Here is a 25,960-nt window from a genome sequence, read left to right on the forward strand (position 1 = left end):
CCCTATGGTCGCTTTCATTCTAAGACGGTTGATCCAATCGCTCTTCGTCATGTTCTTCGTGGCGCTGGTGTCGTTCTCGATGTTCCGGTTCGTCGGCGATCCGGTGAACCAGATGGTCGGCATCGAGACCAGCATCGCCGAACGCGAAGCGCTGCGGGAGCGGCTCGGTCTCAACGATCCGTTCCTGGTCCAGTTCGGGCGCTACATCTCCAAGGCCGCGACCGGCGAGTTCGGCGTCTCCTACCAGCACAAGCGCCCGGTCGCCGAGATGCTGGTCGAGCGCATGCCGGCGACCCTGGAACTGGCCTTCGTCTCGGCGGTGTTCTCGCTGCTGGTCGGGGTGCCCATGGGAGTCTATGCCGGGCTGAACAGGGACGGGTTCCTCTCCAAGGTCCTGTTGTCCGTCTCCCTGGTGGGCATCAGCCTGCCGACCTTCCTGATCGGTATTCTGCTGATCTTCTTCTTCTCGGTTCAGCTCAACTGGCTGCCCTCCTTCGGGCGTGGCGGGCTGGTCGATATCGGTCTGTGGAAGACCGGGTTCCTGACCATCGACGGCTGGAAGTCGCTGATCATGCCGTCGATCACGCTCGGCCTGTTCCAGCTCACCCTGATCATGCGTCTGGTGCGCTCCGAGATGCTCGAAGTGCTGCGCACCGACTACATCAAGTTCGCCAGGGCTCGGGGGCTGACCAACCGCGCCGTCCATTTCGGCCATGCGCTGAAGAACACTCTGGTTCCGGTGATCACCATCACCGGCCTGCAGCTCGGCTCGATCATCGCCTTCGCGATCATCACCGAGACGGTGTTCCAGTGGCCGGGCATGGGGCAGATGTTCCTGCAGGCCGTGACCAACGTCGATATCCCGATCATGGCGGCCTACCTGATGCTGATCGCCTTCTTCTTCGTCGTGATCAACCTGATCGTCGACATGCTCTATTATGTTGTGGACCCGCGCCTGCGCGTCGATACCGGAAAGGCCAGCGGCCATGGCTGATACCAACATGACCTCCGGCTCCGGCATCATGGACGGCCTGCGCCGATTCTTCGACGGCGACATCTGGTACAGCTTCACCCGCTCGCCGGTGACGATCGTCGCCGCGGCGATCACCTTCCTGTACTTCTTCATGGCCGCCTTCGGGCCGCTGGTGGCGCCGCACAATCCGTTCGACCTGGCGTCGATCTCCCTGCTCGACGCCTCCCTGCCGCCGGCCTGGATGGAGGACGGCGACCCCCGTTTCCTGCTGGGCACCGACATTCAGGGCCGCGACGTGCTGTCGGCGATCATCTATGGCAGCCGGGTCTCCCTGCTGATCGGCTTCGCCAGCGTGATCCTGGCGCTGATCCTGGGGGTCGGCCTGGGCCTGATCTCGGGCTTTGTCGGCGGGGCGGTGGACGCCTTCATCATGCGCGTCGCCGAGATCCAGCTCTCCTTCCCGTCGATCCTGATCGCCCTGCTGATCAACGGCGTGCTGCGCGGCGTGATCGAACTGCAGAACCAGGCGGACCTGGCCTATGCGGTGCTGATCCTGTCGATCGGCCTGTCGAACTGGGTGCAGTACGCCCGCACGGTGCGCGGCTCCACCATGGTCGAGCGCAACAAGGAATACGTCCAGGCGGCCCATGTAATCGGCATCCGGCCGTCGCTGATCATGTGGCGCCACATCCTGCCGAACGTGCTCGGCCCGGTGCTGGTCATCGCCACGATCCAGCTCGCGCTCGCGATCATCGCCGAGGCGACCCTGTCCTTCCTCGGCGTCGGCCTGCCGCCGACTGAGCCGTCGCTGGGCACGCTGATCCGTGTCGGCAACGACTACCTGTTCTCCGGCGAGTGGTGGATCACGATCTTCCCCGGCGCCGCCCTGGCCATCCTGGTGCTCGCCGTCAACCTGCTGGGTGACTGGCTGCGCGACGCCCTGAACCCGAAGCTGCGCTGATCCGATGCCTCTGCTTGAAGTCGAAAACCTCGTCGTAGAGTTCCCCACCCGCAAGGGCACGCTGACGGCCGTCAACGACATCTCGCTCCACATCGACGAGGGCGAGGTGCTGGGCGTGGTCGGAGAGTCCGGTGCGGGCAAGTCCATGACCGGGGCCGCCATCATCGGCCTGTTGGAACCGCCCGGGCGGGTCGCCAGCGGCAAGATCCTGCTCGAGGGCGAGCGGATCGACAATCTGCCCTACGAGAAGATGCGGCGGATCCGCGGCAAGCGGATCGGCGCCATCTTCCAGGACCCGCTGACCAGCCTGAACCCGCTCTATTCGGTGGGCCGCCAGCTGGTGGAGACGATCCAGACCCATACCGACCTGTCGCCGACCCAGGCGCGGGCCCGGGCGATCGAACTGTTGACCGAGGTCGGCATCCCCGCACCGGAACGGCGGATCGACCAGTATCCGCACCAGTTCTCGGGCGGCATGCGCCAGCGCGTCGTCATCGCGCTGGCCCTCTGCGTGAACCCGCGCCTGATCATCGCCGACGAGCCGACCACCGCGCTCGACGTGTCGATCCAGGCGCAGATCATCGCCCTGCTGAAGCGCCTGTGTCGCGAGCACGGCACGGCGGTCATGCTGGTCACCCACGACATGGGCGTCATCGCCGAGACCGCCGACCGGGTGGCGGTGATGTATGCCGGCCGGATCGCCGAGATCGGCCCGGTCCGCGAGGTGATCAAGAACGCCAAGCATCCCTATACCCACGGCCTGATGGGGTCCATTCCGTCGATCGGCCACGACAGCGAGCGTCTTGAGCAGATCCCGGGCTCGATGCCGCGGCTGACCGACATCCCGACCGGCTGCGCCTTCAACCCGCGCTGCCCGCACGCCTTCGACAAGTGCCGCACGGTCCGACCGGATCTGCTGCCGATCGAGGACAGCTGGACCGCGTGCTGGCTGTATGACGGCGAGGACGGGCGGAACAAGGACGCGTCGAAGACGCTGGTGGCCAACACCAAGGCCGATGCGGTGCTGGAGAAGAACAATGGCTGAAGCGGTCGCCAAGAAGCGCGAGGCGCGCGCCAAGATCCGGGATGCGGGCGGCCATGAGGTCGCCATGCTCAAGGTCCAGGGCCTGAAGCGTCACTTCGACGTGTCGGCCCCATGGCTGAACCGGATGATCGAGCGCCAGCCCAAGCAGACCTTGAAGGCGGTCGACGGGATCGATTTCGAGATCGGCCAGGGCGAGACTTTCGGCCTTGTCGGCGAGTCCGGCTGCGGGAAGTCCACGGTCGCCCGTCTGATCGTCGGCCTGTACGGGCCGACCGCCGGTTCGATCGAGCTGGAGGGCCGCGACATCGCCGGCCTGACCCGCCAGCAGATGGCGCCGATGCGCCGCCGCCTGCAGATGATCTTCCAAGACCCCTATGCCAGCCTCAATCCCCGCTGGCGGGTGCGCGACATCATCGCCGAGCCGATCCGCGCCTTCGGCCTTGCCAAGGGCCAGGCGGCGATCGACGCGAGGGTCGGCGACCTGCTGGAGACGGTGAAGCTGAACGCCCGCGACGGCGAGAAGTATCCGCACGAGTTCTCCGGCGGCCAGCGCCAGCGCATCTCGATCGCGCGCGCGCTCGCCTCGGAGCCGGAGTTCCTGGTCTGCGACGAGCCGACCTCGGCGCTCGACGTGTCGGTGCAGGCGCAGATCCTGAACCTGATGAAGGACCTGCAGCGCGAGTTCGGGCTGACCTATCTGTTCATCAGCCACAACCTGGCGGTCGTCTATCACATCAGCGACCGGGTCGGTGTGATGTATCTGGGCAAGCTGGCCGAGGTCGCGCCGGCCAAGACCCTGTTCACGACGCCGCGCCATCCCTACACGCGGCTGCTGCTGGACACGATCCCGGACCTCGACATGACCGGCCGCGAGCGCATGCCGGTGGCGGGCGAGGTGCCGAACCCGATCAATCCGCCCTCGGGGTGCACCTTCCACCCGCGCTGTCCCTTCGCCAACGAGCGCTGCCGGGCGGAGATCCCGATGCCGCGCCCGCTGCCTGACGGCGCCATCGTGGCCTGCCACGGCATCGAGGAAGGCCGCATCCCCGATGGCCCGGCGCTCGCTCCGCCGGCCCGGCCGGAAGGGCTGGCCTGACGACGACGGCGCCTCCGGGCGCCGTTTTCTTTTGCGCGGGGCCGTCCGAGGCGCCACCGTTGGCCGGTCCGGATCCGCACCAGGTCTTCTCGCATGATCACAGTCTTCGGCTCGCTCAACCTCGACCTGCTGTTCAATCTCGACCGGCTGCCGGCACCGGGCGAGACCGTGCTGACCCGCGAGATCGTGCAGCTTCCAGGCGGCAAGGGCGCGAACCAAGCGAGTGCCGCCGCCAAGGCCGGGGCGCGGACGCGGTTCGTCGGCTGCGTGGGGGAGGACGGGCTGGGAGCGTCGGTGCTGGCGTCGCTGGAGGCTGCGGGCTGCGATGTGTCCGGTGTGCGTACCGTCCCCGGCGCCACCGGCACGGCGGTGGTGATGGTCGAGCGCTCGGGCGAGAACCAGATCGTGGTCGGAAGCGGCGCCAACTTGGCGGTCGAGGCGGGGATGCTGGACCCCGCCTGGCTAAAGCCCGGCGACACGCTGGTCTGCCAGATGGAGATCCCGCTGGAGGCGGTGGTGGAGGGACTGGCCGCCGCCCGCAGGACAGGTGCCCGCACCGTGCTGAACCTTGCGCCGGCACGGGTGCTTCCGGCCGGGGTATTGGCCGATGTCGATGTACTTGTGCTGAACGAAGGCGAGGCGGCCCTGCTCGCCGGCACCGAGGCGCCGCCGGTCGGGACGGCCCGCAAGCTCGCCGGCGACCACAGTCTGACCTGCGTCGTCACCCTGGGCGGCGAGGGTGCGATCGCGGTGACGCCGGATGGGCGCGGTTACCGGGTCGGAACGCTCGCGGTGCAGGCGGTCGATACCGTCGGCGCGGGCGATGCCTTCGTCGGCGTGCTGTCGGCAGCCCTGGATGCCGGGCTGGCACTCCCCGATGCGTTGCACCGGGCCTCGGTGGCGGCGGGGCTGACCTGCACGCGGCCGGGGGCGGCGGCGGCCTTGCCCGACGCGGCCGAGATCGAGGGCCGGCTGTCAGCCCTGGCCCGGCCGGTGGATCTCGGTGACGGTTAGCGGGAAGTCGCTGCCCCAGAACGCCTGCTGAACCTGGCCCGCATTGATCTGGAACGCGACCACCGGCGCGCCGGCGGCTTCGCCCTCGAACAGCGCGTGCACCTCCTGCGGCGTGGTCACCAGCGGTGAGACCGGGAAGCCTGCGTCGAGCTGTCCCGGCACCAGCCTGTGGGTCTGCTCGCTGCCATCGGCCCGGCGCAGGGTGATGGTGAGCTGCGGCGGCTTGAACACCAGTCCGAAGGCGCGACCGAGCAGGGTCGGGCGGATGCCGCCCTTGACCTGCAGGATGGCGCCGGGGTTCGGGGCGGGCAGCTCGATCCAGCGGTTGTAGGTCTTCCTGCCCTGGACCAGCTTGCGGGTCTCCAGGGGCACGGGCTCGGCCCGGCGCTCGATCAGCAGGCCCAGGGGAACTTCGTCGACCGGATCGTACAGCGACAGGAATTCCGGCCAGAGATGTCCGCCATCGGCCAGGGGCGGGCGGTTGTCGATGCTGCCGACCTGCAGGACGTAGACCTCCGCCCCGTCGCGGCGGACATCCTTCACGTCCCGCTCGGCGAGCGCCGGCATGTAGGACTGGTAGGACTGGATCACCGGCCTCGGATGGTAGGGAAGGCCGGCGAGAATCGGTGGGGCGATCATGTAGGAATAGACGTCGATCGAGGTGGCCGAGGCGATCCGGGGATGCGGGCCGCCGAGCAGCGCGCGCGACTTGTCGGCATAATCGCGGTAATGGGCCGCCTTGCCATGCTCCGACAGCAGGTCATTGGCGATCTCGAGCAGCAACGCGGGCGCATGGACGATCCGGCCGGCGATCTGCTTGTCGATCGTGTGGCCGCTCGGCGTCAGGCGCGTATGGGCAACCGTCAGCCAGCCCGCGGCCCCGACCAGAACCAGAAGCTGCAGGGCGAAGACCTGTCCCGCCCCCTTGCGCGGAGGCAGGCCGTGGGCCACGACCAGGGCGGCGGCGGCCACGGCCATCTCGAACGGGAAAACCGCATGGCCGTCATGGCGCACGAAGCCGGCCTTGGCGACAAACATGAACAGGGCCAGCCAGCCGAGCAGGACGATGCCCTTCACCACCAGGCTGGACTGCGACCGGAACCCGACCCAGATCCCGAGCAGCAGAAGCACGACGAGAGCGCCGTAGACCAACAGGTCGTACCGGTTGCTGGTCAGCGACATGGCGGCCCCGTAGCCGCTGCCGACCTGGAAGGAGACGCGCAGCCAGTCGACGAAACCGGACAGCTCCTGCCCGGCGGCGATCCAGAGCAGCACCACAGCGGCGACATAGAGCGGGATGGCGAGCAGGGCCATGGGGTCCCGCCGGAAGGCGGCGGCCACGCTCCAGGCGATCAGGGCGGTCACCCCCATCACCAGGAAGGAGAACTTGGCCAGGGTCGCCAGCGCGATCGCCGCCACCAGCAGCCCCACCAGCAGCGGCGGCGTGTTGCGGGTGTCGATGGCGAGCCCGATCAGCAGAAAGGGTGCCAGCATCCAGATCCCGTCCGGCCCCGGCACCATCGCGGCGGCGGCGATCAGGGCGAGGCCGCAGGCCACAACCCGCCAGCCGAGACCTGGCCCGGCGACCACCCGCAGCGTCCAGACCAGGGCGATCGCCAGGACCACCGCATGGGATAGGCGGATCGCATACCAAAGGCCGACCAGATCGGGATGGTAGAGATGGGCGTAGAAGGCGCCGTAGGGCCCGTGCGGGAAGACGATGTCGCGGCCGATCTGCAGGTCGTTGAGCCAGGCGAACTGCAGGGCGGCCTGCCAGGCGCCGTCCAGGGAGTCCGGCGGGGTAGCATGGAACGCGCCGAGCTTCAGCATCAGGACGAAGCTGACGATCCCGGCGATGGTCGCAAGCGTCCAGTCGACCGCCTTCGACCCAATCCCGGTGGAAGCAGGTGTGTCATTGCTCACAGTGAGGCTCCGCGGACCGGTGCAGATTGAAGAAGGCGAAGAAATCGCCCGCTCACTGTGTATAGACGTTAGACGAATATCGCCGCCAGAGCCACGCGCATGTCTACAGCCAGCAATTGAGCGGCACGTGCGGGCTTGTGGGGCCTCGCGGCGATCGGATAAGCGGGGGGTAGCAACCCACAAAAAGGAGAGCCCTTGATGGCCACCTTGTATTCCGGCGGACGCGTCATCGACGGTGCCGGCAACGTCCTGGAAGAGCACGGCGTACTGGTCGAGGGGGCGGTTATCACGCGCATCGCTCCGCTCGCCGAGTTCGCCGGCTTCGAGGGCCAACGGGTCGACACCTCCGGCGGCACGCTGCTGCCCGGTCTCGTCGACTGTCACGTCCATCTCTGCTACGGCGCCGAAGGCAATCCCTGGGCGTCGATGATCATGCTGCGCGAGAGCCAGCTCACCATGAAGGCGCTGGACAACGCCCAGACCTCCCTGCGCGGCGGCATCACCGCGGTCCGCGACTGCGGCGGCAAGGACTACCTGGAATTCGCCGTCCGCGATGCCTGCAACACCGGCCGCCAGCTCGGCCCGACCATCCGCGCCTCGGGCAAGGTGGTCTGCATGACCGGCGGACATGGCCACCGAAACGGCCGCATCGCCGATGGGGTGGACGAGGTGATCAAGGCGGTGCGCGAGCAGATCCATGCCGGCTCCGACCTGATCAAGATCATGGCCACCGGTGGGGTGATGACCCCGGGTGTGAACCCGGAGGATGCCCACTACACGGCGGAGGAGATGGCGGCCGGCATCGCCGAGGGCCATCGCTTCCATCGCACCTGCGCCAGCCACGCCCAGGGCTCCGAGGGCATCCTCAACGCGGTGCGCGGCGGCGTCGACTCGATCGAGCACGGCATCTTCATGACAGACGAGTGTGTCGAAGAGATGCTGTCCCATGGGACCTATCTCGTGCCGACCCTGGCGGCGGTGAAGAACATTCTGGCCAACAAGGACCACGGCGTCCCGGCCTATGCGGTGGAGAAGTGCGAGCGGGTGGTCGTGCACCACGTCGCCTCGATCAGGAAGTTCTACGAGGCCGGCGGCAAGATCGCCATGGGAACCGATGCGGGCACGCCGTACAACAAGCACGGCGAGAACGCGCTGGAGCTGGAATACATGGTCGAGGAGACCGGGATCAGCCCGATGGACGCGATCACCTTCTCCACCCGCAACGGCTGCGACCTGATGCGGCTCGAGGACCGGGGCACCATTGCCGAGGGCAAGGCGGCCGACATGCTGATCGTCGACGGCGATCCGCTGGCCGACATCACCAAGGTCGCGCGCCGGGCCAACCACCGCATGGTGGTCAAGAACGGCGTGGCCGTGACCGGACCGGTCACCGAACGGGCGGCGCTCGGCCCGACCATGACCCCGTGAGGTCCTCCCTTCGGGGCGGCTCGGCCGGCGTGCCGGTCAGCCGTCCTGAAGGACCGCCAAACGGTCGCGCAGCTCGGCCAGGATATCGGCGGCGACGGCGTTGGAGGTCGGTGACTCGTCCTCCAGCGCCACCTGCAGGGTCCGCAGGATCTCGCTGATCTGGTCACGGCTGACGGACGGACAGTCCAGCTTGCAGTGGGGACCGCCACAGAGTCCGGCATCCGACAGCATGTCGGACACGCAACGGGTGATCGTGCGCACCGTCGTCCGGTGCGGCTGGCTTCCCTCTCTCGGGACGATCGGGATCAGATTTTGCACGGCAGTCAAAAGCTTGGCGGCCGCTTCTGCGGCGCACCAGGTCGTCGTGTCGACGGACACAGGCAGCTCCTTTTTGGAAACCGGAGAAGCCCTTCTCGCCGGCCGGCTGCGCGCAGTGCTGTTTGCCCTCTCCCGGCCCCCTAGAGCACGTCCGGGATTCTGTACGCGCGGGATCGTTTAGAGGGGTTTCGCGCATCGGTCGCGCGCTGAATCCGCGCCCCAGCCTTTCGCGCAATGCATGACTTTGTTGCTGCGCGGCATGGATGACACGGACGACGTCCGGTCCTACTCTGGGCGCCTCGAAATCCGGAGCCCTGCCATGCCCATCATCAACCGAATCGCCGATTTCCATGCCGACATGACCGAGTGGCGCCGGTACCTGCACGAGAACCCGGAGCTGTGCTTCGAAGAGGTGAAGACCTCGGAGTTCGTGGCCCAGAAACTGGCCGAGTTCGGCGTCGAGGTGCATCGGGGTCTGGCGAAGACCGGCGTGGTCGGCAAGCTTGTGGGCAAGACAGACAACGGGCGGGCGATCGCCCTGCGCGCCGACATGGACGCGTTGCCGGTCTACGAGGCGAACGACCTGCCCTACAAGTCGAAGACCGAGGGCAAGATGCACGCCTGCGGCCATGACGGGCACACCACCATGCTGCTGGGCGCGGCGAAGTACCTGTCGGAGACCCGGAACTTCGACGGCACGGTGTATTTCGTCTTCCAGCCGGCGGAAGAGGGCGGCGGCGGTGGCCGGGTGATGATCGAGGAGGGCCTGTTCAAGGACTTCCCCGTGGAGAGCGTGTGGGGCATGCACAACTGGCCGGGCCTCGAGGTCGGCAAGCTCGCCGTGATGCCGGGGCCGATGATGGCCGGCACCGGCGTGTTCGACATCACCATCCACGGCAAGGGCGGCCACGCCGCCATGCCGCACCAGACGGTGGACCCGATCGTGGTGGCCTCCCAGGTGGTCGGCGCCCTGCAGTCGATCGCCAGCCGCAACACCCACCCGGTGGACAGCGTCGTTGTGTCGGTCACCCAGATCCATGCCGGCGACGCCTACAACGTGATCCCGCCCGCGGTGGTGCTGCGCGGCACCGTGCGCACCTATTCCGAGGAGGTCATGAAGCTGGCCGAGGAGCGAATGCGGGCGATCGTGGAAGGCATCCCGGCGGCCAATGGCGGCCGCGGCGAGCTGGACTTCCGCTACGGCTATCCGGCGACCATCAACAGCGAGGCGGAATCCGCGGTCGCCGCCGACGTGGCGGCCGGCCTGATGGGTCGGGACAATGTCGTCGGCGACCTGCTGCCGAGCATGGGCGGCGAGGATTTCGCCTACATGCTGCAGGAGAAGCCGGGGGCCTATGTCTGGATCGGCAACGGTCCTGCCGGCCCAGGTGAGGGCCTGCACAACCCGAGCTACAACTTCAACGACGAGGTCCTGACCTGGGGTGCCAGCTACTGGACCGAACTGGTCGAGACCGTGCTCGGCGAGAAGGCGGCGTAGGCTTTTCCGCTCCCTAAATCCCGTCATCCCGGTGTCCTCCGGACTTGATCCGGAGGGCGACCGGGACCCAGTTCATAGAGCGCCTTGGGTCCCGGCCGGATCCCGGATCAAGTCCGGGCTCCGCCAGGATGACGATCGAAAGAGTGTGGAGAGGACCTACCGGCACGTCGCCGAATAGGTGAACCCCTCGCCGTTCGGGCGGGCGAAGATTTCGATCGCCTCGTCCACCGTGGTGTAGCAGCTGAAGATCGGCATCGTGACGAAGTTGGTCACCACCAGCGCCACCGTGTAGTTCCCGTAGGTCGTCCCGGTCAGGCACAGGCGTGTGGTCTTGTTGCGGGCGAGGCGGAAGGTGGCGCGCTTGTGATCCTTCAGCTCGATCCGGCCGGTCACCGTGAAGGGCGCTCGGTTACGGATCACCGCGCAGAGGTCGCCCGAATATTCCGGCCCGTTCGGCGGCAGGCCGGCCCGGTGGTTCTGGGGGCCGGTCACGGCCGGCTCCTCCTCGCAGGCGGCAAGCCCGAGGGTCAGGAGGAGGACGGCAAACAGGGTCAGGGCGCGACTCATATCCGCAGAGTGGTGAGCGGGTGCCCGTTCGTCAACGCACAGGCTGGCGAGCGGCGGGGGCCAGCATCGCACGGCGCCGGGCGGTGCGGGGATCGAGCCGGTCGCGCAGCGCATCCCCTAGCAAATTGACGCTGACCACGGTGGCGAAGATCAGCACGCCTGGCCAGATCGCCAGCCGCGGGGCCTCCCAGATCAGCTCCTGCGCACCGGTCAGCATGTTGCCCCAGCTCGGGGTCGGCGGGCGCACCCCGAGGCCGAGGAAGGACAGCACGCTCTCGAACAGCACCACATTGCCGACCGACAGGGTGGCGGCCACCAGGATCGGCCCCAGCGCGTTGGGCAGCACGTGGCGCAGCGCGATGCGCCAGGGTGAGTATCCCAGGGCACGGGCCGCCTCGATGAATTCCCGCTTGCGCAGGCTGAGGGTCGAGGCGCGGACCAGGCGGGCTGTCACCGGCCAGCCGACCAGGGAGACCAGCACCACAAGCCGTACCAGCGACGCGGTCTGGGACTGGGCGACCTCCGGCGACAGGCCGAGCTTGGACAGGTCGACCGCCGCCAGCACGATCAGCAGCGGCAGCAGGGGCAGGGCGATGACCCCGTCGGCGATCCGCATGAGCACTGCGTCCAGCCGCCCGCCGATATAGCCCGAGGCGAGGCCGATCAGGCTGCCGATGGCGGAGGCCACCAGGGCGGCGGAGAGGCCGACGGAGAGCGAGACCCGGCCGCCCTCCAGCAGCCGCAGCAGCAGGTCGCGGCCCAGCTCGTCGGTGCCTAGCGGATGCTCGGGCGAGGGCGGGGCGAGACGGTTGAACAGGTCGACCGCCTCGGCGTCGAGGCCCATGGCCGCCTCGATCAGCGGCGCGAGCAGGGCGGCGAGAGCCAGGGCGACCAGCACCAGGAGGGCGAGCAGCGCCAACGGATCGCGCAGCATCCGCCTCATGCGCCCGGCTCCGCCCGGTAGACGATGCGGGGATCCAGCTTTGCATAGGCGATGTCGGCGCCCAGGTTGCCGATCAGCGTCGCCGCCGCCGCCGTCAGCAGGCCGACCAGGGCGAGGTTGTAGTCGTTGCCCATAACCGCGTCGTAGATCGTCTTGCCCATGCCGAGCTGGGAGAACATGGTCTCGGTGATCAGCGCGCCGGAGACCAGCGAGCCGAGGTCGAGGCCGATCAGCGTCACCACCGGCAGCAGGGCGTTGCGCAGGGCGTGGCGGGTCATCACCCGGCGCTCGGGCACGCCCTTGGACCGGGCGGTGCGGATGTAGTCCTCCCCCAGCACCTCGATCAGCGCGGAGCGCAGGTGGCGGGTATAGGCGGCCACCGTCGCGGCAGACAGGGTGATCACCGGCAGGATCAGGTGACGGGCGCGGTCGAGGAGGCCGTCGTCGCCCGACGGTGAGGACATGCCACCGGCCGGCAGCCAGCCGAGCGTGACGGCGAACAGGATGATCAGCAGCAGGGCGAGCCAGAAGGGCGGCACCGACACGCCGGCGAAGCACAGCAGGTTGATCGCCCGGTCCATCAGCCCGCCCGGGTTGCGCGCCGCCACGATCGCCGCCGGCAGGGCGACGACAAGGGCCACGGCCAGGGACAGGCCGATCAGCAGGATCGTCGTCGGCAGCCGGTCGGCGACGATGTCCAGCACCGGCCGGGCGTAGAGGCGGGAATACCCGAAATCCCCCTGCAGGGCCGAGGACAGCCACGTCAGGTAGCGTTCCCAGATCGGCCGGTCGAGGCCGTAGAGCACCTTGAGCCGGGCGATGTCGGCCGGGGTGATGTCGGGATCGGCGCCGGCCATCAGGTCGACCGGGTCGCCCGGCATCAGCCCGAGCAGGCCGTAGGTCGCTGCCGACAGCAACAGGAGGACTAAAATCGTCTGCAACAGGCGGCCGGCGAGAAATCGGCTCATTGCGCCGCCGCGGCTCCCGTCTCGCCGAGCAGGGCGGCGAAGGCCGCCGCACTCTCCGCCCCGGGCCGGTTGAAGCTCATCGCCTGCTGACGGTCGCGCAGGTCGAGGCGGTGGGCGTATTCCTCGGGCATCAGGCGATTCGCACCCGGCACGCCCAGCGACTTGGCCGCATGGGCCGCCCAGTCAGCGTTCCAGATGAACTCCCGGGCGATGGCGATGATGTCGGCCCGCCCACGCACCAGGATGTCCTCGGCGTGGCGCGGATCGGTGATCATCCCGACGGCGACCACGGGCAGGCCGGTGGCGGCCCGGATACGCTCGGCGAAGGGCACGTGGTAACCGGGGGTGCGGGGGATCGCCGGCATGTCGGTCTCGCCGCCGATGCCGCCCGAGGAAATGTCGAGCACGTCGACGTCGCGCTCCTTCAGCGCCTGGGCCAGGGCCAGACTGTCCTCCAGGCCCCAGACCCCGCCCTTGCCGTCGACCACGGAGAAGCGGACGAAGACCGGCCGGTCCTTGGGCCAGACGGCACGGACCCGCTCGGTCACCTCCAGCAGCAGGCGCATCCGACCCTCGCGGTCGCCGCCATAGCCGTCGGTGCGCCTGTTGGTGATCGGCGAGAGGAACTGGTGCAGCAGGTAGCCGTGGGCCCCGTGTACGTCGATGATGTCATAGCCGGCATCCACCGCCCGGCGCGCCGCCTCGCCGAAGGCGTCGATCACGTCGCGGATGTCGCCGGCATCCATCTCCTTCGGCGCCGTGAAGCCGGGGCCGTAGGGGATCGGGCTCGGCGCCAGCCCCTGCCAGGGCGGGCGGCCTTCGGCGGCATCGGCCTCGGTCAGCGGCGCCCAGTCCTTCACCGCGCCGTGGCAGCCGGCCTTGCGCCCGCAATGGCCGATCTGGATGGCCGGAACGGCCCCCTGCTGGCGGATGAACTCGGTCAGGCGGGCGTAGTGCGGGATCTGCGCATCGTTCCATAGGCCGGCGCATTCGTGGGTCTTGCGCCCGCGCGCCTCCACGGCGGTCTCCTCGCCGAACAGGATGCCGGCGCCGCCGACCGCCAGCCGGCCGAGATGCATCATGTGCCAGTCGGTCGGCGATCCGTTCACCGAGTGGTATTGGCACATGGGCGAGACCATGACCCGGTTGCGCGCCGTCACCCCACGCAGGGTGATCGGCGTGAACAGCGTCGGCAGGTCTGGGTCGGACGTGTCGGTCATGGAGGGCCCTCCGGTTGGCCGTTCACGCTACCGCCTGCCCGGCGGCTCGGGCAACCGCTCGCGGGACCGGCGGCAGCGCTCCGAGCAGTAGCGCACCTGCTCCCAGTCGCGTGCCCATTTGCGCCGCCAGGCGAAGGGGCGGCCGCAGGTGGCGCAGGTCTTGGTCGGGAGGGTCGGCTTGCGGTGAGCCATCGTCGGCGATCCTAGAGGTCGAGTTGCGCCTGACGGCGGTCGGTCTTCGCGCGGCGGCTGCCTGTCTGGGCGAGGCCGCTGCGGCGGCTGCCGTGGCGGCGCTGGATCGCGTCCGCCGTGTCCCGGTAGTCGTCGCCCCGGCGCACCGACCAGATGCGCTCCCGCGCCTCCCGGGCGGCGGCGAGCGGGTCGACGATCGGGTCCGGATAGTCGAGGGCTAGGTCGCGGCGTTCCAGCGGCGATAGCTTCCAGGGTTCGTGGAGGAAGGCCAGCGGTACCCCCGCCAGTTCCGGGACCCAGCGGCGCACGAAGGTGCCTTGCGGGTCGTGGTCGTGTCCCTGCTTCACCGGATTGTAGATCCGGGCGGTGTTGATGCCGGTCGTGCCCGACTGCATCTGCACCTGGCTCCAGTGGATGCCCGGCTCGTAATCGGTGAACAGGCGGGCCAGATGCAGACCCGGCTCGCGCCAATGGTTCCAGAGGTGATAGCTGGACACGCTGACCAGCAGGGCGCGCATGCGGAAGTTCAGCCAGCCGGTGGCGATCAGCGAACGCATGCAGGCATCGACGAAGGGCAGGCCGGTGCGGCCTTCCGCCCAGGCGTCATGGCGGTGCCGGTCGAAGCCGCGCAGCCCGGCATAGGCCGGATGCAGGTCGCGGTGCTCGATCTCCGGCTCGCTCTCCAACTTCTGGATGAAATGACAGTGCCAGTGCAGCCGGCCCAGGAAGGAGCTTAGGGCGCCGGCCCACAGCCCGGTCTCGGCGCGCGGCATTCCCCGCAGGCTGGCCATCCGGCCCCAGGTCGCCTGCACGGTCTCGCGCAGGGACAGGGTCCCCCAGGCGAGATGCGGGCTGATCCGCGAGCAGGCGTCCTCGGCGGTGAGCGGGCTGGACATCGCCCGCTGGTAGGTCTCGCCGCGCGATCTGAGAAAGCTGTCCAGCAGCGCGTGTCCCGCGCGGCTGCCGCCGGGCTGACGCTGCGGACAGGCCACCCCCAGCAGGCCCGGCACCGGCGTGCCCGGAATCTCGCCCGGGTCGAGGTCGGCCACCGGCGTCAGGGTGCGCGGCGGCGGTGTCACCGGCTCGGCCATGACCCGTTCCCATTGCCGAGCCCAGCCGTCGCGGTCGCGCAGCGGACGGATCACGCCGTGCTGCGGGATCTCGTGCCAGGGGGTGCCGGTCTCGCGCGCCCAGGCGGCGACCCGAAGGTCCCGCGCAAAGGTCCAGGCGCCGCCCGTCTCCTCATGGCTCCACAGGCCGGCGATCCCGTAACGGGCATGCAGGTCGCCCAGCACCTCGAGGATCTCGCCTGTGCGCACCACCAGGGGGGCGCCGCGCGTGTCTAGATCCCCACGCAACTCGGTCAGGGACTCGGCGATGAAGTCCCAGTGGCGCTGGGCCATGTCAGGCTCGGCCCACCAGCCGGGCTCGATCACATAGAGCGGCAGGACCGGTCGCCCGGTGCGGGCCGCACCGGCGAGCGGGCGGTGATCCGAACTGCGCAGATCCCGTTTGAACCAGACGACCTCGATCATGCGCCTGAGATAGGACGCGGCGATCGACCGGCCAGGGTCAGTCGGCGACGGCCAGACACTCCTTGTAGGCCTTCACCACGCCGTCCAGGCCCATCCACAGGGCCTCACCGATCAGGTGGTGGCCGATGGAGACCTCGTCGATCCACGGCACCGCCTTGGCCAGGGTCGGAAGGTTCTCCAGCGTCAGGTCGTGGCCCGCATTGATGCCGAGCCCGAGGGCGCGGGCGGCCGATGCCGTGTCGGCGATCGCCGTCAGAATGGCCGCGTTCTCGGGCGTGCCGAAGGTTTCGAAATAGGGGCCGGTATAGATCTCGATCCGGTCGGCCCCGGTCTTGGCCATGGCCTCGGCGATCCCGGGCTCGGCATCGGCGAAGAGCGAGACGCGGCAGCCCATCCCCTTCAGCTCGGCGACGATGGGGGCGAGGAAGTTGTGCTGGGCCGGCAGGTCCCAGCCATGGTCGGAGGTGGCCTGGTCCGGCGCGTCGGGGACAAGCGTGACCTGATCCGGCTTCACTCTGCGGATCAGGTCGAGGAAGCGGTCGTCGGGATAGCCCTCGATGTTGAACTCGCGGCCGGCATAGGCCGGGTCCTTCATCACCTCGGCCAGGTCCAGCACGTCCTGCTCGCGGATGTGGCGGGCGTCGGGGCGCGGATGGACGGTCACGCCCGCGGCGCCCGCGTCCAGCACCGTGCGCGCCGCCCGTACCACCGACGGGTCGTCATGGGGACGGGTGTTGCGGAGGGTGGCGACCTTGTTGAGGTTGACGCTGAGCGCGATCATGCGGGGCTCCGGGACAGGCTCCAGGCTTTTGGCTTGGTCATTGTAGCAAGAATGACGGGCGGGGTTGGTCCATCGGACCGGGCCGCTCCTTGGTCCAAGACGGCTCAGCGATGCTCCGGGATGGTCCGAAGCGCGTTGCCGAGGGCTCCGAGAATGGCCAATCCGATGGCGGGCAGCAAGGCGAGATAGGTCCAGCGCGCGGCCGCCTCGATCACGGCGGTATCCGGCGTCCCGGACAGGCCGACCCGGTCGCCGACCACCCCCACCGCCGCCGCGCCGAAGGCGAGGCCCAGGGACTGCATGGTCGGCATCGCGGAGCCGACCCGGTCGCGGTCGGCCTCGCCGGCGGCGTCGAAGACCCGCTTGGCCACATGGCCCCATGTGGTGCCGATGCCGAAGCCGATCAGACAGATCGCACCGATGGCCAGCGGCAGCGGGCCCTGGGGCAGGAACAGGGCGGTGAGCAGGCAGCCGGCGGCGGTGATCATCGGCCCGACGGCGATGGCGATCCGCGCCCGGGTGCCCGAGAGCCCGGAGAAGACGATGGCGGCGGTCGTCCAGAACATGGACTGGGCCGTCACCGTATAGCCGGCCACCAGCGGCGGCACGTCGTGCAGGAGCTGCAGGAAGTAGGGGCCGTACACGCCGGTCGCCACGGTGCCCAGCGAGACGAAGAAGAAGAAGCTGACCCCGGCGCCCAGCGGGGTGGAAGGGCGGAACATGTCGCGCGGGAAGATCGGCTCGGACGACCGCCGCTCCCATACGATGGCGGTACCGAGAACGACCAGCGCGGCGAGGGCGAGTGCGATCTCCTCGTGCTCGTGCGCGCCCTTGCCGGTGGCCCCGACCAGCAGGGCGGCGAGGCCGATGAGCGCGAGGCGGAACACCGGGGTTAGCCCGCCCTTGGTCTCATGCTCCCGGTCGGTGACCGTGCGCAGCACCAGGACAAGGAAGACCGCGCAGACCGGCACCATGGCGAAGAAGCCCCACTTCCAGCTCTCCAGCTGCGCGAAGATGCCGCCGATCAGCGGCCCGGACAGGGCGGCGATGCCCCAGGCGCCGGAGACGGCGGCGAACAGCCGGGCCCAGCTTTTCGCCGGGAAGAAGTCGCGGATCAGGCCGTGGGAATTGGCGATCAGCAGGCCGGCCCCCAGCCCCTGGATCACCCGGGCGGCCAGCAGCCAGGGCATGGTCGGCGCCAGGCCGACGGCGGCGGATCCGATGGCGAAGCCGAAGATCGCGATGGTCAGCGCCCGCCGGGCGCCGATGCGCGACCGAACCAGCCCGCCGGCGGCCGAGGAGACGATGGAACTGACCACGTAGAGCGTGGTGGCCCAGGGCAGCAGCTCGAGGCCGCCGATGTCGCGGACCACGCTCGGGGCGAGGGAGGAGAAGACGAAGAAGTTGATCGCATTGAGCATGATGCCCAGGCCGATCATCACCGTGGCGACCCGATAGCGCGGCCCCAGCAGCTCGCTCCATCGCAGCAGTCGGTCTTCCTGATGATCGGACATGCGTCCCGCCCCCAATTTATAACAACTTTTTTCTTGTTATAATTCGGAGGCGGGAGGCAGCGAAAGTCTTTTCGCAGGGGCGGGGAGGAGGAGTGGTTCAGGCCGCCTTCTTGCCCTTCAGCATCTGAATCTCCTCGCGCACGGTGGTCGAGGCCGTATCGGCGACCTGGATCGAGGAGCGGATCTCGTTGATGCCGTTGTCGATCTGGCTCACCGCCTCGGAGGTCGCCTGCATGTTCTGCGAGATCTCGCGGGTCACGGCGGCCTGTTCCTCGACCGCCCCGCCGACCCCGGTGACGCTGGTCTCGATCTCGGCGATGGAGGACTTGATGACCGCCAGCGCCTTGACCACGGCACTCGACACCGACTGCATCGTGTCGATCTCGGTGGAGATCCGGTCGGTGGCCGTGGCCACCTGATTGGCCAGCGACTTCACCTCGCCCGCAACCACGGCGAAGCCCTTGCCGGCCTCGCCCGCCCGGGCGGATTCGATGGTGGCGTTCAGGGCGAGCAGATTGATCTGGGCGGCGATGTCCTGGATCAGCTCGATGATGCCGCCCATGGCGTCTGCCGATTTCGCCAGGTCCGCGACCGCGGTGTCGGCGGAGCCGGTCTGCTGGATTGCCCGGTTGACCTGCTCGGTCGACATCGCGGTGCTGCGGGCGATCTCCTGCACCGAGCTGTCGAGCTGCTCGGCGCCGGCGGCGACCTGCTGCACCGTGGCGGACACCTCGTGGGAGGCTTCTGCCGTCGTGGCGAACTTTGTGTTGGCGATCTGAACGGCGTCGCCGATGTTCTCCATGTTCTCCAGCACCAGGGCGGAGAGCCGGTCATTCTGCTGCCGGGTGTGCACCGCCTCGGTGATGTCCACCGCGAATTTCACGACCTTGAACGGCCGGCCGTTCATGTCGAGAATCGGGTTATAGGTCGCCTGGATCCAGACCTCGCGGCCGCCCTTGCCGAAGCGCTTGAACTCGGCCTGCTGGAACTCGCCCAGCCGCAGGGACGACCAGAACGACCGGTAGGCCGGGCTCTCGCCATAGCCGTCCTCGACGAACAGCCGGTGGTGCTTGCCGACGATCTCGTCGAGCCGGTAGCCCATCGCCCCCAGGAACAGGTCGTTGGCGTGCAGGATGGTGCCGTCCATGTCGAACTCGATCACCGCCTGGGACTTGCCGATCGCCGCCAACTGGCCGGCCACGTCGGCGTCCTTCAGCTTGCGCGCGGTGACGTCGGTGGCGAACTTGATCACCCGGTAGACCTTGCCCGAGGAATCGAGCAGCGGATTGTAGGTGGCCTGGATCCAGACCTCCTTGCCACTCTTGCTGAAGCGCCGGAATTCGGCCTGCTGGTAGGTGCCCTTGCGCAGGGACTCCCAAAAGGTGCGGTAGTCGGGGCTTTCGGCGTCGGTTTTGTCGACGAAGATCCGATGGTGCTTGCCGCGGATCTCGCCGATGGCATAGCCCATTGCCGAGCAGAAATTGTCGTTTGCATCCAGGATCGTTCCGTCCGGCGCGAACTGGATCACGGCCTGGGACATGTTCAACGCCTGGTAAATGGCCTTCAGGTCGGACGAGGAAGCCCGCTGCGCCTTATTAGTCCCGAAATTCCAACTCATAACGGGCTCCTGGATGGAGAGATATGGTGACGGCAGAGTCGCAGCTTTTCTCTAACTTTTGGTTAATTGTGGTTGTTGATGTCTGGATATTTACTCGCCTGGAAATTTTCTGAGCAATCGGCTATTTACAAGGGAGAACTTGGCTAAACGAGTGAACGAGATGTCCGAGACCACGGTTGATCGCATCCTGTTCCGGCTGAAGACCCGGGGCCCGGAGAGCATTGCCGACCTCAGCGCCGCGTTCGGCGTGACCAGCGAGGCGGTGCGCCAGCTTCTGGTGAAACTGGAGGCCGACGGGCTGGTGGCGTTCGAGGACCAGCGTGCCGGCCGCGGCCGGCCGAAGCGTCTGTGGCGCCTCACCGAGACAGGGCAAGCGCGGTTTCCCGACCGTCACTCCGACCTTTCGCTGGCCCTGCTCGATGCCGTTCGGGCCGAGTTCGGCGAGGAGGGTCTGGACCGGCTGATCGCCCGGCGCGAGGGCGAGCAGCGTCAGGCCTATCGACAGGCAACGGAGGGTGCGGACAGTCTGGAGCAGAAGGTGGCGCGCCTCGCCGACCTGCGCGACCGAGAAGGCTACATGGCCGAGTGGCGGCGCGCGGAGGACGGGGCCCTGCTGCTGATCGAGAACCATTGCCCGATCTGCGCGGCGGCGGCCGCCTGCCGCAACCTCTGCCGCTCCGAACTCAGCGTATTCCGCGAGGCGCTCGGCAGCGACGCGGTGGTGGAACGGGTCGACCACATCCTTGCCGGCGGGCGACGTTGCGCCTATCGGGTCACCGCCGCCTGAGCCACACTGCATCGCCAATCCAAAGACCGGACTTCCAGGGAGACAAACATGCGCGCCGTGCTGTGCAAGGCCTATGGCTCGATCGACGACCTCGTGGTCGAGGAGGTGGGCTCTGCACCCCTGCTGGCGGGACAGGTCCGCCTCAAGGTCGCAGCCTGCGGGGTGAACTTCCCCGACGTGCTGATCACCCAGGGCAAGTACCAGTTCAAGCCCGAGCCGCCGTTCTCCCCGGGCGGTGAGGTGGCCGGCACGGTCGCCGAGGTGGCCCCCGACGTCACCGAATTCTCGGTCGGCGACCCGGTCATCGCGACGACGATCTGGGGCGGCTACGCCGAGGAGATCGTCACCACGCCGGACCGGTTGCTGCGCCGGCCCGATACCATGGACGAGGTGACGGCGGCCGGCTTCGCCATCACCTACGGCACCTCCTATCACGCGCTGGTCCAGCGCGCGGCGATCCAGCCGGGCGAGACGCTGCTGGTGCTGGGGGCGTCGGGCGGTGTCGGCGTCGCGGCGATCCAGATTGGCAAAGCGCTGGGGGCGAAGGTCATCGCCGCGGCAAGCTCCGCCGAGAAACTCGCCGTCGCCAGGGCGCAGGGGGCCGACGAGGTCGTGAACTACGCCGAGGACGGGTTCCGCGACCGGCTGAAGGAGATCACCGGCGGGAGCGGCGTGGACGTGGTCTACGACCCGGTCGGCGGCGACCTGCTGCAGCCGAGCCTGCGTTCGATGGCGTGGAACGGGCGCTACCTGGTGGTGGGCTTCGCCAGCGGCGAGATCCCGCAGGTGCCCGCCAACCTGACCCTGCTGAAGGGCTGTTCCGTGGTCGGCGTGTTCTGGGGCCAGTTCCGCCGCAATGAGCCGGATTTGGACGCAGCCAACTTCAAGGCGCTGTTCGATCTGCACGCCGCGGGCAAGATCAAGCCGCTGGTGAGCGGGACCTACCCGCTGGACAAGGCGCGGGACGCGTTGGCGGCCCTGTCGGCCCGGGCGGTGACGGGCAAGCTGGTGCTGACGGTCTAGCGACCGTTTTTCTTTCTCCCCTCTCTCCCCGGATTTATTCCGGGGCGAGCGGTTGGGCCTGTGCCGGGCGCGTCAGGCTTCGGGCGTCGGATGGGCTCGCCCCGGAATGAATCCGGGGAGTGGAAGGGAGAGAGTGTGTTGGCCCTGTTCTTCTCCCAGCGTTTCGCGTCGATGCACGGGCATTCCCCCTCTTTTCGACTCCCCGGATTTATTCCGGGGCGCGCGGTTGAGCCTGTGCCGGGCGCATCAGGCTTCGCGCGTCGGATGGGCTCGCCCCGGAATGAATCCGGGGAGTGGTAGGGGAGAGAGAGTGTTGGCCCAGTTATTCTCCCAGCGCTTCGCGTCGATGCTCGGGCATTCCCCCTCTTTTCGACTCCCCGGATTTATTCCGGGGCGAGCGGTCGAGCCTGTGCCGGGCGCGTCAGGCTTCCCGTGTCGGATGGGCGCGCCCCGGAATGAATCCGGGGCGTGGGAGAGACGGAGGAGGGCATCGCCTCACGTCGGCCGTGGCGCGCCCTCGGGGCGGAACATCTCGTAGACCTCGGTCACCGTGGCGTAGTCGTAGTAGCCCAGCCGCGAGACCGGCTTCCACTTCGTGACATCCGCCTTGCCGTCGACGATCACGTCCTCCGAGACATGGATGCCGATCACCGTGCCGATCAGCATGTAGTTCTTGTGCTTCTCATCCCAGCTTTCCATCTCGATGGTCTGGCGATAGACGCACTCGAAGGCAATCGGCGCCTTGGCGACCCAGAGCGGCTTCACCAGGCGCGAGGCGGCCCCCTCGATGCCGGCCGCCTCGAACTCGCTCTCGCCGTACGGCAGGGCGGCGGAGCTGGCGTTCATCTCGTCCTTCAGGGCATGACCCACGATGCTGAGGGTGAACTGGCCGGTCTGCTCGATGTTGAGCTGGCTGTCCTTCTTGGTGCCGTCGGGACGGCTGCCGGTGCCGAACACCACCTGGGGCGGGTTCGATGCCATGGCGTTGAAGAAGCTGTAGGGGGCGAGGTTGGTGCGTCCCTGATCGTCGATCGATCCGATCCAGCCGATTGGGCGCGGGCTGCAGAAGGCCTTGAACGGATCGTGGCTGAACCCGTGCTCTTTGTGCTGTCCCGGCTCGTAGAAGATCATGCGCCTCTCCTGAAGTGTCTTCTTGGTTACCGCACAGGTGACCCAGCCGGCGGCGTTTGGCAAGTGGCTGCTCGGAACGGCTCTCATGCCCGGCGGCGCGAGTGATTTCGCGGGTGCGAAAGGCGACGTCGTGACGGCGCCGCCCGGCTCGGCTACATAACAGCGATCGCTTGGCGACGGTCACCCGCTTCGGAGTTCTCCCGCTTGATCCTGCTCGACCTTCTGGCCCTGGTCTCTCCGGTCTTCGCCTGTGCGGCGATCGGGTGGGTGTGGCGCCGCATGAACCGGCCGTTCGACGCCGAGACGGTGACGGGGCTGACGGTGAATATCGGCACGCCGTGCATCGTGTTCGACGTGCTGACCCGGCTGGACGTGTCGCTCGGCGATTTCGGGCTGATGGCGGCGGCCTCGCTCGTCGCGATTTTCGGGTTCGCCGTGGTCGGGGTGGTCTGGCTGCTGATCGCCGGCTTCTCGCGGGCGGCCTTCCTGCCCGCCCTGATGTTTCCCAACTGCGGCAATATCGGCCTGCCGGTCTGCCTGTTCGCGTTCGGCGAGGCCGGGCTGGCGTCGGCGGTGTCGTTTTTCGCGGTGATGATCGTCCTGCAGTTCACCGTCGGCGTGGCGATCGCCGCGGGCAGGGCCTCGTTCCGCCTGCTGCTGACCTCGCCGGTGGCCTATGCCCTGGTCCTGGCCCTGATCGTGATGTCGCTCGACATCACCGTGCCGGAGCCGATCGCCAAGACCACCCAGCTCCTCTCCGGCCTGACCATCCCGGTGATGCTGATCGCGCTCGGCGTCTCCATCGCCCAACTCCGGATCTCGTCGTTGGGCGAGAGCCTGGCTGTGGCGGTGACCCGCATGGTGATGGGTTTCGGCATCGGTACGGCGACCGCCTGGGCCTTCTCGCTGCCGCCGGTGATGGCCGGGGTTCTGATCATCCAGTCGTCGCTGCCGGTCGCGGTCTTCACCTACCTGTTCGCCCTGCGCTACGGTCGCTCGCCGGAAACCCTGGCGGGTGCGGTGGTGCTGTCCACCCTGTTCAGCTTCGTGTCGCTGCCGCTGGTGCTGTATCTGGTCATGCCGGGAACCTGAGCGAGGACCTTGTGACGTCGATGCGAAAGCTGCTGCTCTGCCTCTGTGCCGGTCTTGCCCTGTGGTCGCCGGCGGCCCTGGCCGACGACCGGGGGATCGCCCATAACCGGACCTTCCTGGAGGCGTTCCTCACCCGCTGCATGCCGGCGGCCCACAACCAGACGCCGATCGTCACCGAGGGGATGATCGAGCTGCCGGACGAACTGGCCCAGCAATGGCTGCAGGGACAGCCGGGACAGGTCTGGAAATACAACACCCAGCACGACGTGCTGGTGGCCTCCGACCGGCCGGACCACTGCTTCGTGGTGTCGAAATACAGCGACATCGAGAACCTGCGCGACCAGGTCGGCTTCTGGTTCTCCAAGGACGCCCTCGGCTTCACCCAGGACGCCTTCGAGACCAAGCAGAGCGGCGAGTTCCGGGCGTCCTATTCGCTCGACCAGGGTGACGGCTGGCGCCGCCGGATCCTGATTCAGGCCCGCCCGGTACCCGAGAGCGGCGGCATCGCCATCATGGGCACCGCAGGCTTCGTTCTGGGAAAGTGATCCCGCGCCTTACGCGAACTCCAGCGCCAGGTAGGAGTTGAAGATCCGGGTCATCTGATCCTGCTCCATGTCGCGGGCGATGATCACCAGCTTGGAGCGGCGGTCGTCGTCGGGCCAGGCGTCGAGCTTGGCCGGCGGGTGGAACAGGTGCTGGACCGCGTGCACGACCACCGGCTGGTCGATCTCCACCACGTTGAGGATGCCCTTCATCCGCAGCAGGTTGGCGCCGTGGGTCTGAACCAGCATGTCCAAGGCCGGCGCGATCTTGTTCCAGGGGAACGGCTCGTCGAAGGTCAGGCAGAACGCCCGGATATGGTCGTCGTGCCGGTTCACGTCGTGGTGGTGATGGCCGTGCCCGTGATCGCGCCCGTGGTCATGGTCGTGGCCATGCCCATGATGATGGTGATGCCCGTCCTCGCCTTCCCGGTGATAGACGTGGCCCACGGTGTCCCGATAGGCCTCCTCCTTCAGCCAGCGCTGGACGTCGGACGACTTGGTCATCGGGTTGTACAGGCCGGCATTGAACAGCTCGGCCGGGTCGATATCGCCGCTGATCACCCGCAGCACCGGGGCGGCCGGGTTGATCGCCGCGATCCGCTGCTCGACGGCCCGGGCGCCCTCTTCCGTGATCAGGTCGGTCTTGGTCAGCACCACCCGGTCGGCGACGGCGGCCTGCTTCACGCTCTCGAACTGGCGGTCGAACTGGGTCATGGCGTTGACCGCGTCGACGACGGTGATCACCCCGTCCAGTGTGAAGCGGGTGACCAGGAAGCCGTCCGACATCATGGTGTGCAGGATCGGTGCGGGATCGGCGAGGCCGGTGGTCTCGATCACGATCCGGTCGAACTCGGCGATCTCGCCCTTGGCCCGGCGCTTGTAGAGCGACTTCATCGTGTCCAGCAGGTCGCCGCGCACGGTGCAGCAAAGGCAGCCGGAGTTCAGCAGGATGGCGTCCTCGTCCACGCTCTCGATCAGCGTGTGGTCGAGGCCGATCTCGCCGAACTCGTTGATGATCACCGCCACCCGGTTCATCCCCGGATGGGCCAGCAGCGCCTTCAGCAGGGTGGTCTTACCGCTGCCGAGAAAGCCGGTGAGGATGGAGACGGGCATCCGCTCCAGGGGAGACGGAGGGGCGGTATCGTCGGGCATTGGGAGGCTCCCGTGAGAGGCTTCTTGGTGGTCAGGCGTCGGCTTGTCTAGCTGGGGGCCGGTTCGCGGCAATCCGCGCACAGGCCGGCCACTTCGATGGTGATCCGCTTCACCTGGAACTTCAGCCCGTCGGCATAGTTCCGCAGCTCGCGGTCGAGCGCGCCGCCGGCCAACTCGTGGGCGGCACCGCAGCTCTGGCAGATCAGGAAGTATCCGCGATGCGGCCGCTCCGGCTCGGCGCAGCCGACGAAGGCGTTGAGGCTCTCGATCCGGTGCACCAGTCCCTGCTCGATCAGGAACTCCAGGGCCCGGTACACCGTCGGCGGCGCCACGCGGCCTTCGGCACCGTCATCGGCCCGCGCCCGGCTCAACTTGTCGATCAGGTCATAGGCGCCGATCGGCGCGTGGCTATCCCAGATCAGTTCCAGCACACGGCGGCGCAGGTCTGTTAACCGGGCCCCGCGCTGCATGCACACGATCTCCGCCGAGGACAAGGCGTCGGCGACGCAGCGGTCGTGATCGTGGTCGCTATGGGGAAAGGTGTTCACCGGCCTCTGATCCGCTCGTTGGTCGTTACCCCCGAAGATATAGCGCAGCGCCCCCCATCTCACCACCCGGGGCAACCGCCGGGCGGTGATC

General features: G+C 68.1%; 25 protein-coding genes. 11 read left to right on the forward strand and 14 right to left on the reverse strand.

Features of this window, described 5'->3' with window-relative positions; all coding sequences use genetic code 11:
• The first annotated feature begins 4 nt into the window (after positions 1–4).
• From ACOQOP_RS00800 to ACOQOP_RS00820, 5 genes are all read left to right on the forward strand, one after another.
• A complete protein-coding gene (locus ACOQOP_RS00800) occupies positions 5–994 on the forward strand; it encodes an ABC transporter permease (protein WP_420564412.1) in 990 nt (329 codons plus the stop codon).
• Positions 987–1,934, forward strand: a complete 948-nt coding sequence (locus ACOQOP_RS00805; RefSeq protein WP_420564413.1) for an ABC transporter permease — start codon at positions 987–989, stop codon at positions 1,932–1,934. Before ACOQOP_RS00800 ends, ACOQOP_RS00805 begins: the two co-directional genes overlap by 8 nt.
• A gap of 4 nt (positions 1,935–1,938) precedes the next feature.
• On the forward strand, positions 1,939–2,979 hold the full coding sequence (locus ACOQOP_RS00810; protein WP_420564414.1) for an ABC transporter ATP-binding protein: 1,041 nt from the start codon (positions 1,939–1,941) through the stop codon (positions 2,977–2,979).
• On the forward strand, positions 2,972–4,075 hold the full coding sequence (locus ACOQOP_RS00815; RefSeq protein WP_420564415.1) for an ABC transporter ATP-binding protein: 1,104 nt from the start codon (positions 2,972–2,974) through the stop codon (positions 4,073–4,075). Before ACOQOP_RS00810 ends, ACOQOP_RS00815 begins: the two co-directional genes overlap by 8 nt.
• A gap of 93 nt (positions 4,076–4,168) precedes the next feature.
• Positions 4,169–5,089 carry a ribokinase gene (locus ACOQOP_RS00820; RefSeq protein ID WP_420564416.1) on the forward strand — a complete coding sequence of 307 codons (921 nt, stop codon included), beginning with the start codon at positions 4,169–4,171 and terminating at the stop codon, positions 5,087–5,089.
• On the opposite strand, the gene ACOQOP_RS00825 is transcribed toward ACOQOP_RS00820, so the two are convergent.
• Positions 5,051–7,012, reverse strand: coding sequence for a hypothetical protein (locus tag ACOQOP_RS00825; RefSeq protein WP_420564417.1), 1,962 nt, complete (start codon positions 7,010–7,012; stop codon positions 5,051–5,053). The two genes, ACOQOP_RS00820 and ACOQOP_RS00825, sit on opposite strands and share 39 nt — an antisense overlap.
• Positions 7,013–7,210: 198 nt before the next feature.
• On the opposite strand from ACOQOP_RS00825, the gene ACOQOP_RS00830 reads away from it, so the two are divergent.
• Entirely contained in the window at positions 7,211–8,440 is a 1,230-nt protein-coding gene (locus ACOQOP_RS00830; RefSeq protein ID WP_420564418.1) for an amidohydrolase family protein, read from the forward strand.
• Positions 8,441–8,476: 36 nt separating this feature from the next.
• Here ACOQOP_RS00830 and ACOQOP_RS00835 read toward each other — a convergent pair whose 3' ends face one another.
• Positions 8,477–8,818, reverse strand: coding sequence for a hypothetical protein (locus ACOQOP_RS00835; protein ID WP_420564419.1), 342 nt, complete (start codon positions 8,816–8,818; stop codon positions 8,477–8,479).
• A gap of 259 nt (positions 8,819–9,077) precedes the next feature.
• Here ACOQOP_RS00835 and ACOQOP_RS00840 point away from each other — a divergent pair, with 259 nt between their 5' ends.
• A complete protein-coding gene (locus ACOQOP_RS00840; RefSeq protein WP_420564420.1) occupies positions 9,078–10,256 on the forward strand; it encodes a M20 aminoacylase family protein in 1,179 nt (392 codons plus the stop codon).
• A 156-nt stretch (positions 10,257–10,412) separates the two neighbouring features.
• On the opposite strand, the gene ACOQOP_RS00845 is transcribed toward ACOQOP_RS00840, so the two are convergent.
• The 9 genes from ACOQOP_RS00845 to ACOQOP_RS00885 all read right to left on the reverse strand — a co-directional run bounded on the left by ACOQOP_RS00845 (position 10,413) and on the right by ACOQOP_RS00885 (position 19,594).
• Positions 10,413–10,748 (reverse strand): hypothetical protein, encoded by a 336-nt coding sequence (locus ACOQOP_RS00845; RefSeq protein ID WP_420564421.1) that lies wholly within the window; start codon positions 10,746–10,748, stop codon positions 10,413–10,415.
• A 106-nt stretch (positions 10,749–10,854) separates the two neighbouring features.
• Positions 10,855–11,766: an ABC transporter permease gene (locus ACOQOP_RS00850; RefSeq protein WP_420564422.1), complete on the reverse strand. Its 912-nt coding sequence runs from the start codon at positions 11,764–11,766 to the stop codon at positions 10,855–10,857.
• Positions 11,763–12,734 (reverse strand): ABC transporter permease, encoded by a 972-nt coding sequence (locus ACOQOP_RS00855; protein ID WP_420564423.1) that lies wholly within the window; start codon positions 12,732–12,734, stop codon positions 11,763–11,765. Before ACOQOP_RS00855 ends, ACOQOP_RS00850 begins: the two co-directional genes overlap by 4 nt.
• A complete protein-coding gene (locus ACOQOP_RS00860) occupies positions 12,731–13,954 on the reverse strand; it encodes an NADH:flavin oxidoreductase/NADH oxidase (RefSeq protein WP_420564424.1) in 1,224 nt (407 codons plus the stop codon). Before ACOQOP_RS00860 ends, ACOQOP_RS00855 begins: the two co-directional genes overlap by 4 nt.
• Positions 13,955–13,981: 27 nt before the next feature.
• Positions 13,982–14,146: a DUF2256 domain-containing protein gene (locus ACOQOP_RS00865; protein ID WP_420564425.1), complete on the reverse strand. Its 165-nt coding sequence runs from the start codon at positions 14,144–14,146 to the stop codon at positions 13,982–13,984.
• Between the two features lie 11 nt (positions 14,147–14,157).
• The gene (locus tag ACOQOP_RS00870) at positions 14,158–15,681 is read right to left on the reverse strand and encodes an FAD-binding domain-containing protein (protein WP_420564426.1); all 1,524 of its coding nucleotides are present in this window, start codon (positions 15,679–15,681) and stop codon (positions 14,158–14,160) included.
• Between the two features lie 37 nt (positions 15,682–15,718).
• Positions 15,719–16,462: a pyridoxine 5'-phosphate synthase gene (locus ACOQOP_RS00875; protein ID WP_420564427.1), complete on the reverse strand. Its 744-nt coding sequence runs from the start codon at positions 16,460–16,462 to the stop codon at positions 15,719–15,721.
• A 104-nt stretch (positions 16,463–16,566) separates the two neighbouring features.
• Positions 16,567–17,976 carry an MFS transporter gene (locus tag ACOQOP_RS00880; RefSeq protein ID WP_420564428.1) on the reverse strand — a complete coding sequence of 470 codons (1,410 nt, stop codon included), beginning with the start codon at positions 17,974–17,976 and terminating at the stop codon, positions 16,567–16,569.
• A 97-nt stretch (positions 17,977–18,073) separates the two neighbouring features.
• On the reverse strand, positions 18,074–19,594 hold the full coding sequence (locus tag ACOQOP_RS00885; protein WP_420564429.1) for a methyl-accepting chemotaxis protein: 1,521 nt from the start codon (positions 19,592–19,594) through the stop codon (positions 18,074–18,076).
• A 160-nt stretch (positions 19,595–19,754) separates the two neighbouring features.
• On the opposite strand from ACOQOP_RS00885, the gene ACOQOP_RS00890 reads away from it, so the two are divergent.
• Together ACOQOP_RS00890 and ACOQOP_RS00895 are read left to right on the forward strand one after the other, a co-directional pair.
• Positions 19,755–20,381: a helix-turn-helix transcriptional regulator gene (locus ACOQOP_RS00890; RefSeq protein WP_420564430.1), complete on the forward strand. Its 627-nt coding sequence runs from the start codon at positions 19,755–19,757 to the stop codon at positions 20,379–20,381.
• A gap of 48 nt (positions 20,382–20,429) precedes the next feature.
• Positions 20,430–21,404 carry an NADPH:quinone oxidoreductase family protein gene (locus tag ACOQOP_RS00895; RefSeq protein ID WP_420564431.1) on the forward strand — a complete coding sequence of 325 codons (975 nt, stop codon included), beginning with the start codon at positions 20,430–20,432 and terminating at the stop codon, positions 21,402–21,404.
• Between the two features lie 495 nt (positions 21,405–21,899).
• Here ACOQOP_RS00895 and ACOQOP_RS00900 read toward each other — a convergent pair whose 3' ends face one another.
• Positions 21,900–22,535, reverse strand: coding sequence for a flavin reductase family protein (locus ACOQOP_RS00900; protein WP_420564432.1), 636 nt, complete (start codon positions 22,533–22,535; stop codon positions 21,900–21,902).
• 204 nt (positions 22,536–22,739) lie between these two features.
• On the opposite strand from ACOQOP_RS00900, the gene ACOQOP_RS00905 reads away from it, so the two are divergent.
• On the forward strand, positions 22,740–23,627 hold the full coding sequence (locus ACOQOP_RS00905; RefSeq protein WP_420564433.1) for an AEC family transporter: 888 nt from the start codon (positions 22,740–22,742) through the stop codon (positions 23,625–23,627).
• 11 nt (positions 23,628–23,638) lie between these two features.
• Positions 23,639–24,172, forward strand: a complete 534-nt coding sequence (locus tag ACOQOP_RS00910; protein WP_420564434.1) for a hypothetical protein — start codon at positions 23,639–23,641, stop codon at positions 24,170–24,172.
• A gap of 9 nt (positions 24,173–24,181) precedes the next feature.
• On the opposite strand, the gene ACOQOP_RS00915 is transcribed toward ACOQOP_RS00910, so the two are convergent.
• The gene (locus ACOQOP_RS00915; protein WP_420564435.1) at positions 24,182–25,321 is read right to left on the reverse strand and encodes a CobW family GTP-binding protein; all 1,140 of its coding nucleotides are present in this window, start codon (positions 25,319–25,321) and stop codon (positions 24,182–24,184) included.
• A 47-nt stretch (positions 25,322–25,368) separates the two neighbouring features.
• The gene (locus ACOQOP_RS00920; protein WP_420564436.1) at positions 25,369–25,869 is read right to left on the reverse strand and encodes a transcriptional repressor; all 501 of its coding nucleotides are present in this window, start codon (positions 25,867–25,869) and stop codon (positions 25,369–25,371) included.
• Positions 25,870–25,960: the final 91 nt, after the last annotated feature.

The sequence above is a fragment of the Thalassobaculum sp. genome (genome assembly GCF_965223715.1).
Taxonomy (GTDB): Bacteria; Pseudomonadota; Alphaproteobacteria; order Thalassobaculales; family Thalassobaculaceae; genus Thalassobaculum.